This window comes from Mastigocoleus testarum BC008, assembly GCF_001456025.1.
GTDB lineage: Bacteria > Cyanobacteriota > Cyanobacteriia > Cyanobacteriales > Nostocaceae > Mastigocoleus > Mastigocoleus testarum.
Map to the genome: position 1 here is coordinate 65,914 of NZ_LMTZ01000130.1, position 9,851 is coordinate 75,764.

At 36.4% G+C, this 9,851-nt stretch carries 8 protein-coding genes and 2 pseudogenes; 8 read left to right on the forward strand and 2 right to left on the reverse strand.

All coding sequences use genetic code 11. The annotated features are described in order from the left end of the window. The first annotated feature begins 559 nt into the window (after window positions 1–559). On the forward strand, window positions 560–1,153 hold the full coding sequence (locus tag BC008_RS34600; RefSeq protein ID WP_058184241.1) for a hypothetical protein: 594 nt from the start codon (window positions 560–562) through the stop codon (window positions 1,151–1,153). A 327-nt stretch (window positions 1,154–1,480) separates the two neighbouring features. Here the strand turns inward: BC008_RS34600 and BC008_RS34605 are convergent, their stop codons facing one another. Next, window positions 1,481–2,503 carry a hypothetical protein gene (locus BC008_RS34605; RefSeq protein WP_027843261.1) on the reverse strand — a complete coding sequence of 341 codons (1,023 nt, stop codon included), beginning with the start codon at window positions 2,501–2,503 and terminating at the stop codon, window positions 1,481–1,483. A gap of 804 nt (window positions 2,504–3,307) precedes the next feature. On the opposite strand from BC008_RS34605, the gene BC008_RS34610 reads away from it, so the two are divergent. From BC008_RS34610 to BC008_RS34625, 3 genes and pseudogenes are all read left to right on the forward strand, one after another. Then, window positions 3,308–3,823, forward strand: coding sequence for an enolase-like domain-containing protein (locus BC008_RS34610; RefSeq protein ID WP_058184243.1), 516 nt, complete (start codon window positions 3,308–3,310; stop codon window positions 3,821–3,823). An 18-nt stretch (window positions 3,824–3,841) separates the two neighbouring features. Beyond that, window positions 3,842–4,507, forward strand: a pseudogene (locus BC008_RS51805) (mandelate racemase/muconate lactonizing enzyme family protein); the annotation flags it as partial. Between the two features lie 99 nt (window positions 4,508–4,606). Further along, window positions 4,607–4,957: a hypothetical protein gene (locus BC008_RS34625; protein WP_027843260.1), complete on the forward strand. Its 351-nt coding sequence runs from the start codon at window positions 4,607–4,609 to the stop codon at window positions 4,955–4,957. Between the two features lie 12 nt (window positions 4,958–4,969). On the opposite strand, the gene BC008_RS34630 is transcribed toward BC008_RS34625, so the two are convergent. Next, on the reverse strand, window positions 4,970–5,560 hold the full coding sequence (locus BC008_RS34630) for a hypothetical protein (protein ID WP_027843259.1): 591 nt from the start codon (window positions 5,558–5,560) through the stop codon (window positions 4,970–4,972). A 278-nt stretch (window positions 5,561–5,838) separates the two neighbouring features. On the opposite strand from BC008_RS34630, the gene BC008_RS34635 reads away from it, so the two are divergent. The 4 genes and pseudogenes from BC008_RS34635 to BC008_RS34650 all read left to right on the forward strand — a co-directional run. Further along, window positions 5,839–6,417 carry a Crp/Fnr family transcriptional regulator gene (locus BC008_RS34635; protein ID WP_027843258.1) on the forward strand — a complete coding sequence of 193 codons (579 nt, stop codon included), beginning with the start codon at window positions 5,839–5,841 and terminating at the stop codon, window positions 6,415–6,417. A gap of 148 nt (window positions 6,418–6,565) precedes the next feature. Beyond that, the gene (locus BC008_RS34640) at window positions 6,566–7,534 is read left to right on the forward strand and encodes a Rieske 2Fe-2S domain-containing protein (protein ID WP_027843257.1); all 969 of its coding nucleotides are present in this window, start codon (window positions 6,566–6,568) and stop codon (window positions 7,532–7,534) included. A 246-nt stretch (window positions 7,535–7,780) separates the two neighbouring features. Next, window positions 7,781–8,044: a hypothetical protein gene (locus BC008_RS34645; protein ID WP_027843256.1), complete on the forward strand. Its 264-nt coding sequence runs from the start codon at window positions 7,781–7,783 to the stop codon at window positions 8,042–8,044. 1,515 nt (window positions 8,045–9,559) lie between these two features. Further along, a pseudogene (locus BC008_RS34650) lies at window positions 9,560–9,851 on the forward strand (hypothetical protein); the annotation flags it as partial.

Here is a 9,851-nt window from a genome sequence, read left to right on the forward strand (position 1 = left end):
TCGGAAGGAAAAAGGAAGATGTCAAGAAGCGCGTTTCCCATAAAGGTAATGCTGGCGTAGCCAAAAAAAATCTTCCTTTCTTCTTTTAAACGCGCTACGCGTTCGCTGTAAGCGCGTGCCAACAAAACTGCATCCTTGCCCCGTCCATGAGGGACGGAGGAGGTTTTGAACGCACTACGTGTTCATCCGTAAGGATGCGGATAAAGGGAGGAGTGCAAGCAACTTTGGACGCGCTGCGCGTTCACTGCAGGTGCCTCTAACGGCAAGATTAAAACTTCTTCCCTCTTTCTTCTTCCCTCGTTGTGACATGAATAAAAAATTGCACGCAAGCATGCAATGAATAATGGGAACTATATCTTAAATTTTTTCAATCAAAAGTTAAATTTCTTATACCCAAAGTTAACTTTCTTGGCAAAAACACGTATAATTTTAGACTAACTAGTACTCTGGTATTTTAGAGAGAAACTCAAAAAATAAATAAATTTAGGAGGCGATTTTATATCTCTATCGACTAATTTTTTTATGTCAATTTTTTGAAACTCCGAAGAGTGACAATACCATGAAACACAGTATTATATCCCTAGGGCTTCTTGCATCTATCGGTTTAACTGGTTGTATCGAGCCAAACGCTTTGTCTTCGAAGTCTTCAAACTTTATTACATCTCGCTTACAATCGGCTAAGTCCACAGCTTATGGCAAAAAAGCAAAAAAATTTGACAAACCTGCCTACATCAAGGAATCCATCAAGCAATACTTAGAAAGTCACAAAGCTTCGGCGGAAGATTCTCCTTTTACAACAGAGTATATAGATCTAAATGGAGACAACGTTAAAGATGCTTTAACCCTGCTGAGTGGGGTACGCTTTTGTGGCTCGGGCGGTTGCACGATGCTCATACACCAAGGAGTTGGCAACAAAAAATTTAAACTAATCTCTGTAACAAACTTAGTGAAAATACCAATCACGATAAATGACACTAAGACAAAGGGTTGGAGAGACATAACAGTACAATATGCAAGCAATATACTGTTTTCAAAGAAAATAATATTAAGATTTGATGGCAAAGGTTATCCTAGCAATGCAGCTAAGGAGCCAAGAGCCAATGATAGCAATATTTCCGGGGAAAAACTTACTTTTCTTCAGACTGGAACTTAATCTTACTGCTGTTTCTGTGTGATGTCAAGTGGATTGGCAGCTTTACGATACGCTTCTGGTACAGTATGACAAAAGCGATTTTAGGACGGCAAATTCTAGTGTTCAACAATAACAATTAGGGAACTATCACGCTATCACAATCAAGGTTTGCTGTAGGTGCTGTTTCTGCTTGATATTGAACAGCAGGTACAGCACCGGATCCTACATTTGTTTCCTACAGTTGCACTGTTGCCTGAAGTTTTGGCAAAAATTGTTTTTTGTGTGAGTTACTCTTTTTGCGATTATGAATTAACTGAGGAATAAATTAACCAAGCCATGTCTGTCTTGTTAATCACTTACTACACTAATTGAATTAAGGCTTTCTTCGTTCCAGACATAATCTTTCATATCATTAGGCCATGGAACTTCATCTGGTGTTGCCAGTTTTAATACTTTGTTGCTTAGCTTCTCATATAAAGTATTGAAATCACCAATTTCCATATTATTTTTGAGAAATGTGTGACGAAGAAGCTCTGTAGTGAACATCATATTATGTGCTTCAAAACTACCTTGGGGAAATATGCGAGAAAAAATTAGGAATTTTATATCATCTCGTTTATACTTAGCTGCTTTTTGTGGTGTAATACCTAAGGTGTCTGGTACTACATCCCCTTCAATCGAAACCATGATATATTTTGGTCCTTTTGCCCAATTTTTATAACCATTCCCGAAGGCGAAGACATTTATTACCTCGTTCGTAACCTTCTCCCACTCCGCAGACCCAATTTGTCGCTGTTTAAGATTCCAAAATTTTCCATACTGACCAATAAATTTTCTTTTAGCACGATGAATCGCTCGAGCTAATAAAATAGTCCCATGGCTATCGCCGGAGAAATTTACAGGTGTCTCGTTTTCTATAGCACTCAAAATCAGGCTTGTAGTATTGTTAATTGCCGGGCTACCTGATAAACCAATACGATGAATTGCAGCGTCAATCCAGTCAAGAAGTGAATCAATGAACCTGGAAATGGGATTTTTTCTAATAAAAGAAGAATTATTCAAGTTAGCAACCCCAGTTTTGAGAGTTGCTGCATATCTGCGACTTCTTCTCGAAGACTCTTCTTCTATTTGACCTAGTCCAGGAATAAATATTGCGAATAGTTCTCCTTGATCGTTTTCTGGGTAGTAAACAATTTCTTGGGCAATTGTTGCGATCGGGTTTGCATCGGCTATGACATCATCAAAATCAAAAATCTCTTCAGTACCAGGATTTTGCAATTGTCCATCAAACTTCTTATCGGGAAATAGAATTTCAAGTGGCCATCTCCACCAATTGGATTTGACCTGTTTTGCCTTATCTTTACCATTCATTAGAAGTCTTCTGTTCCGTAAAAGTGTATATTTTCAATTGATTTTACTGCTGATACTAATTTCTTTTAAGATTGCTACACTTAGAACGCGGCAAGCCGAGCATTTATGAAAGGAAACAGCGCGACTACCCCACAACAACACAGGTTGCCATCCGGCGCAGGCACCCTGTAAGCTGGGAATGCTGTTTGCTGTACGCACCTGTGCGGGTAGCGCGTTCAAGCAAGACAGGGAACTCTCTTAATCTCAAGAGAAAACTCTTAACAGGGAACTCTTAAAAGGGAACAGATTCAAATCATTGATATATTATATTGGTATATTTTTAAACTTTGGTATATTTTTAATTACAATTACTAGATTAAAAAAGTAAACTTTCACAGGTCTAGCACATTAATACCAAGGCAACATAGAACTGACTATAAAATAATTTTAGCCCAGAGGGCGTAATAACAGATACTAAGAGTATAAGGCGGAAAGTCAAGAATTATATGAAGCGTCTTACAAATTATTGCGGATACTTATTGCGGGTAAATTATAAACAATTATCCGAATCCTCAGATAAATCTATGGGATTTCCTTCTTGTTTTTGAATCACTCGTTATTAACTATATCGCTATATATTTTATGGATATCACAAGTATGATATGTCTTATTTTTGATTCCTGAATAAAAAATAATTAAGTTCATATAAATATTGCTAGAATTAACTTTAGAAAACAAAGATAAATGACGAATAAATTTAACTTCTGAGTCCGCATATTCCTGAGATTTAAGGGCTTCCTATATTTACAAAAGTTTAATGAAATAATGACTTCGCAATCGGCTTCTGCTCCAAACACACCCTTGCTAGAGTTATACAAAGTTTTCTCATCACCTGTAAAAATAGCTTCGATTGAACTTTTACAAACTAAGCTTACTCATAGAAAATTTCCCTTACTACGTTTTTTGTCTAAGGGTCGGCAAATTTATTTGATACGTACTACTTCTACCGATGGAGCTAGGGGAATTGCTATTGCTAATGAACGTTTTGCATATCTTTACCCAATTTTGCAAAAGTTAGTAATTCCTTATTTTATCGGTAAGGATGCGAGAGATTTACCATCCCTTATAGATGGGGTTTACTTATTCTCTTCTAATTATAAGTTGTCTGGTTTAGCTTTGTGGTGTTGTGTTGCCTGGCTAGAACTGAGTTTACTCGATCTTCTCGGAAAAGTATCAAATCGACTTTTAGGAAAACTTTTGGGAGGAGCGATGGCCAAATCTATTCCTGTTTATATCTCCAGCACTCGTCGTGATACCACACCAGAAGAAGAAGTTGCTTGATTAGAAAAATCTCTCGAAGAAACACGGGCTAAAGCTGTTAAGTTCAAAATTGGTGGAAGAATGAGTCGGAATGCTGATGCTGCTCCTGGACGAACAGAGGGTCTTGTATCTTTAGCACGCAAGACTTTTGCGTCGGATATAGATATTTATGTAGATGCTAATGGATCTTACGATGCAACCGCAGGAATCGAAGTAGGTAAAATGCTTGAATCCTACAATATTTCTTTTTTTGAAGAACCTTGTCCCTTTGACGATTTCGAGCAAACAAAATGCGTTGCTGATGCTCTTTCTATTCCCATTGCTACAGGGGAATAAGAGACTAGTTTTGCTCGTTTTCAATGGATTTTGAAAAATCGGGTTGCGGATATTATCCAACCAGACATTATTTACAATGGCGGCATAATACGCACTCTAAGAGTCGCACAAGAAGCTAAGAAAGTGGGAATTCCTGTTGCGATTCATAATCCACGTCCTGGAGCCGATATAATTTACACTCTTCACCTGGCATCTTGCTTAAACACCGATTATCTGGAATATACAGCCAATTCACAAGAACAATATAACTGGCTAACACCCAAGCTGGAAGCTAAAAATGGTCTAGTAGCAGTTCCTCAAAATTCAGGACTAGGTATCAGCATTGATTCTAATCTCCTACGTCGAGCGAAAAGGATTAGGAATTGGTAATGGGTAATGAATGAGTCATTGATAATTGGTTTTTCCCATTACCTCTACTCAAACACCTTATGGGGCGACAATCGGAATAAACTGCGATAGTCTAGTAAAATGAATTACGAAATAGCTCGCAAATTACTGATTGCTCAGACGAGCAATCCTGAAGAAAATCCTGATGCCTTAATTGCAAGGATGCAGCAAGGTAAACCCCCTATTCCCGGACAGGTGACATCTATTTTACTGGCGCTAAAGGTATTACATGAAGGTTTGAAAGATTCCACAACTTTAGATAGAGAGCTCGCTTATAGCTTGTATAAATTAACAGTTAATTCTCAAAAGCTATTTGCTGCGGGGCACAAAGCAGGTATAAATTGGCCTCCACTGCTTAAGGAAGATTTATTAAGAATCGGCAGTGGTTGCGAAAGTATATTTTCTGGTGTCTGGAAACACATCGAATATTAACGACTGCGAATATTAACGACTTTGTAATTCAGTTTTGAGTTTTTCTAAATCGCTTCTTAGAAGAACTGTGATTTTTCCAAAGTAAGCTTTGCCATTTTTGGGTTGAGCAACTTCTACCCAATAAGCAAAGCGATCGCCAATCCTGAGTTCTCCTTTTAAAGCTTCCCGAATTGGAGTTTTGGCAAAGCGAGCTGAGTTAATTACGCTCTGGTTGGGATATTCATAAACTTTATCAGAGCGATTGTAGTCTTGATAGATATCCAAGCCGTAAATCACTCGCAAAGATTCTTTTAGACGTTGGAATGACATACCATTGATGGCGTCATACATAGTAATTCGTTCGCTACGAATTCTACTTCGATTGGTAGGTACTCCAACTTTACCGGGAGCTAATACAGAAGAAAGGAAACTAAATCTTTGGGCTGCTGTGTCACTTTTTTTTACAAATAATCGTTCTCCACTCCTTGGTTGCAGAGTAGGATGTGCTTTAATCCAGGTACTAACTTTTTCTACCGCTTCCCCCGGTAAAGCATGAGCTTGGGAATTAAATACCAATAAGGATAAAGAAAAACTAAAAAAACTGAGTAGGGATTTATTTCGCATTTGCTTTTCCAAACTAATGATGTATTAACCCTTTGGTTACCTAATACCAAATTGCCAAATTACAGGAGTACGATAGTAGTTTTCCCTAATTAAGAGGATTTATTTACTTTTAAATGAGGGAACAGCGAAATTTACAGGTTTAAAACTAGCAACAGCTAATGAACAGGTCGCCAGAAAAAAGACATCTTGTCTTAAATCAAGTTATTGGGCAGATAAACAGAAACGTGAGAAAATTAGAACACAAAATTAAATTTTTTAGCAAACATATTTAGATGTGGATGCATGAACCATTTTATGCATTTGTCGAGAGATTGTTACCTGAATTCAAAATCGACACTAAACTTGTTGGAAGTCTCGTAAAATCTGTAAAGGTGCGTAAGGGAGAATTCTTATTTCGCGAGGGCGATATTTGTAGTTTTGTCGCTTTTACTCTCCAAGGATGTCTCAGAACTTTTGTCCTAAAAAACGGTAAAGAATACACTCTTTTCTTTCATACAGAACATCAAACCTTGGGGGATTACGAGAGCTTTCAAAAGCATAAACCTGCCTGCTTCTCCTGTCAGGCAATTGAGAATTCTGAGGTTTTAATATTTGATCGTCAAGCAATGACTTGTTTCGAGGAAGCTCCTGAAGGTCAAAAATTGCTAAGAGCGGTAGCTGAAGACCTTGCATTTATGCTGAGAGATAAGTTACTTTCTCTTTTACTCGATACTCCTGAAGAACGCTATCTTCAGCTGTTGGAAAATGAACCTCAACTATTACAACGTATTCCCCAGTACTATCTCGCCTCATATTTAGGTATTGAACCAGAATCTCTCAGTCGTTTAAAGCGCAGAGTTTATCAGCAGAGAAGTTAAAGTAGTTAGTCGTGTAAAGATTTGAAGTAAAAATAATATTTTTAAAGATTCTCTCAGGTGCAAAAGAAATTCTTAACTCAAGTCAATGCAAGTGACAAGATTTACATCATAGATTGGTAGTTAATTAGCAATAAAACTATTTAAAATAATGAATGCGATTCTTCCCGGAGCTCCTTGGCTAGTTGCTCATCGTTCTATGCTGGGGATAAATAAACCTTACAAAATTACGCTCAATAATTGTGACTATGTTATTTGGCAAAATAGCCAAGGAAAAATTTTTGCCCTAGAAAATGTATGTCCTCATATGCAAGCTCCTCTTTCTAATGGCTGGATTTGTCAAACTCACAGTTCTATTACTTGTCCTTTTCACGCGCTGGAATTCAATGGGGAAGGAAAACTTGTCAAGGATGGAGAACCAAAGGGAGAAGCTATTGCAAATGCTTTGGATTTGATTGTCCAAGACGATCTGATTTGGACTTATGGGATTTTTGAACCGCGTTTACCCATCCCCAATCTAATTTCTGAAAGGACAAAAGGTTTTAATTTTGTAGATATTACAGGTAGTAAGAGTATTCAAGCTAGTTTTTTCAATTCTATTAGAATCAACTATGACTTCAATCATCAAAATGGCGTTCACCATGACATCTTCAGAATTCGAGACAATCCAGTTCAAAGTTTTGATTCGGATGGTTATTATGCAAAAGTTATCCAAACTTTCCTGCGAGAAAACAACACATTGAATGAAATTCTCCAGAACCCGTCTTTATTAAATCTTCCCAAACAAATAGTAAATGAACTGGAGTACAGTTTTCCTTGTATTACCCTGTTCAAAGCTAAAATTTCTCTGGGTGAGATACTACAATTTTTCATTCTTTATCCAGAAACTGAAAATAAGACACGGACGTTCGTTATTTTGTACGGGAATTGGTGCAACCCTATGATGAAGATACCTGGCTTAAGATTTTTAATTGAGCGATCGCTTCTAAAAGCAACCGCTAAGGTTGTAGAACAAGACTACACAACAGTAGAAAGTTTATATCCCCAACAAGAGCCAAAGATTAGATTACCTAGGGAAGAAATTATGTTTTACGTCCAGAAACTTTACCATGAGTGGTGATATGATTTTCGCTAAAGTTTCCCTTTTCATTGTGTACGCAACTATTTCCCATGCTCTGCAAAATTGATTGACAATTGGTTGACAATGGAAATTGTTTAGCTGTATATTCTAGCCTCGCTCTATAAATATAAACTTAGTTCAAAGCCTAAGTTCCCCACATCCCTTACTCTTCTGTCAAGATAAGTGTATGCTAAAGCATCATGTAATTAAAGGTACTTTTGAACGCTCAAAATGAGGAAGTAAAAAATGGCATTAGAACCTTGTAATGTTTGTGGGACTTTAAACAGTGATGAAGAGGAAATTTGCCTTAGTTGTGGTTATCCTACCAAAGGGCGCAAACGACCTGCTATCTTTCAATGGGCTGCGATCGCTCTTGTTTTGGCGTTTGCTTTGCCTATGCTTATGACCCTGGTAAATTTTATTCAACCACAACAACCAACACAACCAGAATCTAACACAACTAAATCTTCGAGATTAATGGATCGTGAGCTACAAAACATTGAGGAGTGAGTCCACGCTATAACAAATGATGGAGCTGGGACTCATCTATGGAATTGCAAGTTATCCGTGAATAACAGCTTATTGGATTAGGTTTGGAGGAACATATTATTGACTTCGAGTGAAGAGATATGACAGCAGTATTAAAAGCTGCAGAGGTTGATTTTCTTGAAGGTAAGCATTGTGAAGAATTCGAGCAAAATCCAACTTTTTATTATTGTAAAAAAAAATAGAAAAATTAGTTAGATATTTAGAATTTTGTCACAGTTGGGACAATTTCAAACTTATTTCTGTTAGATATTTGTAAGTGGAGCCAAAATATAGAAATGGAAAAGTAATGCTCTTTTATAGAAAAGACGTTATTTTTGATAGCAAAATATGATTTAACAAAGATTGAAAAAGTTTACAAAAAATAATCATTTAGCTGTTTTTAAATCAAAAGTTTGGGTCGTCAGACAGTGGATAAAATGAAGATAAGATTATTTATAATATATTTTCAATTTTATTAAGATTATTTTAATTTACCATTTAATTTTTCTCAGATAATTCTTATGAAAAACTCAGTTAGCAATCAGTGGTTACTCAGGGTAAGTATCGATATTATCGTTAGGATAAAGAGTAAGTACAAAAACTTACTATTGTCAGTTACACTATTTTTGACACTCTGCCGTCCTATAAGGACGGAGATTCTTAGTTCAACGAGTTCACTTAAACTAAATTCCTTACGGTATCTAGCTCAGAGATGCTTCTCTCCTTAAGCGTTTAACCCATAGAGCGAGTTGGTTCGGACATGCCCTGCCCTACCTTGAGAAGACTAACAAAATTTGGTTTCTCTGTACTTGATGCTTAAAGATTTTACCTGTGCAAGCTTTTTTCTGCACAAAACCCTATATATGAAGGTTTTCAAGGTTCGCTACCTCTCGGCACTGGGTGTTTTAAGAGGTTGATTACCCTAACCTCTGCCGTGAATTATATCAGAAAGTCGCCTTATAAAAGCGGGGCTTTAGACCCAAATTTTTCGGTAAAATTAACAGATGTTTTCACAGGTGCATAAGTTATTTGTACCAACCCCTAAGTAATTAATATCCCGAGCAATAATCATAATCAATTGTGGAGTTATTAAGTCATGAATTTTCTCAAAACCTGGATTCAGTTTGTATTTATTTACTTAGCGATCTTCTTGTGTATTGATACACCGACAGCAAATAAGTTTGTTGAATATGTAGTTACCTATTAAGTCTTTACAGATAAAATATATTCCTTACAAGGTAATTACAATTACGCATTATCAAATCTAAGAATAAATACAGGTCATCGATATTTGGGACACTTAATTAAATTAAGAAAATCTTCAGTTTTTAAGGACATTATCATAAAATATTTGATTGAGTTTCCCTTATTATTTCGCTGTTATATTCCACAATATATATATTTTAGAATAAAATTCTTAACATAATGTTTACTGATGCTTAAAACTATGCAATAAAAATATTAATCTACCCTAAATGTGCTAGCTAACTCTGAAAAATGTTGAGACAACCTTTGGTTGTGGTGAATTATTCTATCTTTCACAAAGTGATTCGTTTATCAACTATCGTTTCACTCCAGTTTTTTCTGGGTTTTTTAAGTATATTTTGGCAAAGTTCGGCAAATGCTCAAATTACCCCAGATGCAAGTTTAGGAACTGAAGCTTCAAGAGTTACTCCCAATGTTGAAATTAAAGGTTCACCTGCAGAAAGAATTGATGGTGGTGCAACTAGGGGAATAAACCTATTTCATAGTTTTTCCGAATTTAATGTTGGAGAATCCCAAAGAGTTA

Bases quoted from the DNA above. Each gene is read 5' to 3' on its own strand.
- BC008_RS34600 (WP_058184241.1), top strand. From the start codon at position 560: ATGAAACACAGTATTATATCCCTAGGGCTTCTTGCATCTATCGGTTTA.
- BC008_RS34645 (WP_027843256.1), top strand. From the start codon at position 7,781: ATGGCATTAGAACCTTGTAATGTTTGTGGGACTTTAAACAGTGATGAA.
- BC008_RS34635 (WP_027843258.1), top strand. From the start codon at position 5,839: ATGCATGAACCATTTTATGCATTTGTCGAGAGATTGTTACCTGAATTC.
- BC008_RS34605 (WP_027843261.1), bottom strand. From the start codon at position 2,503: ATGAATGGTAAAGATAAGGCAAAACAGGTCAAATCCAATTGGTGGAGA.
- BC008_RS34630 (WP_027843259.1), bottom strand. From the start codon at position 5,560: ATGCGAAATAAATCCCTACTCAGTTTTTTTAGTTTTTCTTTATCCTTA.
- BC008_RS34625 (WP_027843260.1), top strand. From the start codon at position 4,607: ATGAATTACGAAATAGCTCGCAAATTACTGATTGCTCAGACGAGCAAT.
- BC008_RS34640 (WP_027843257.1), top strand. From the start codon at position 6,566: ATGAATGCGATTCTTCCCGGAGCTCCTTGGCTAGTTGCTCATCGTTCT.
- BC008_RS34610 (WP_058184243.1), top strand. From the start codon at position 3,308: ATGACTTCGCAATCGGCTTCTGCTCCAAACACACCCTTGCTAGAGTTA.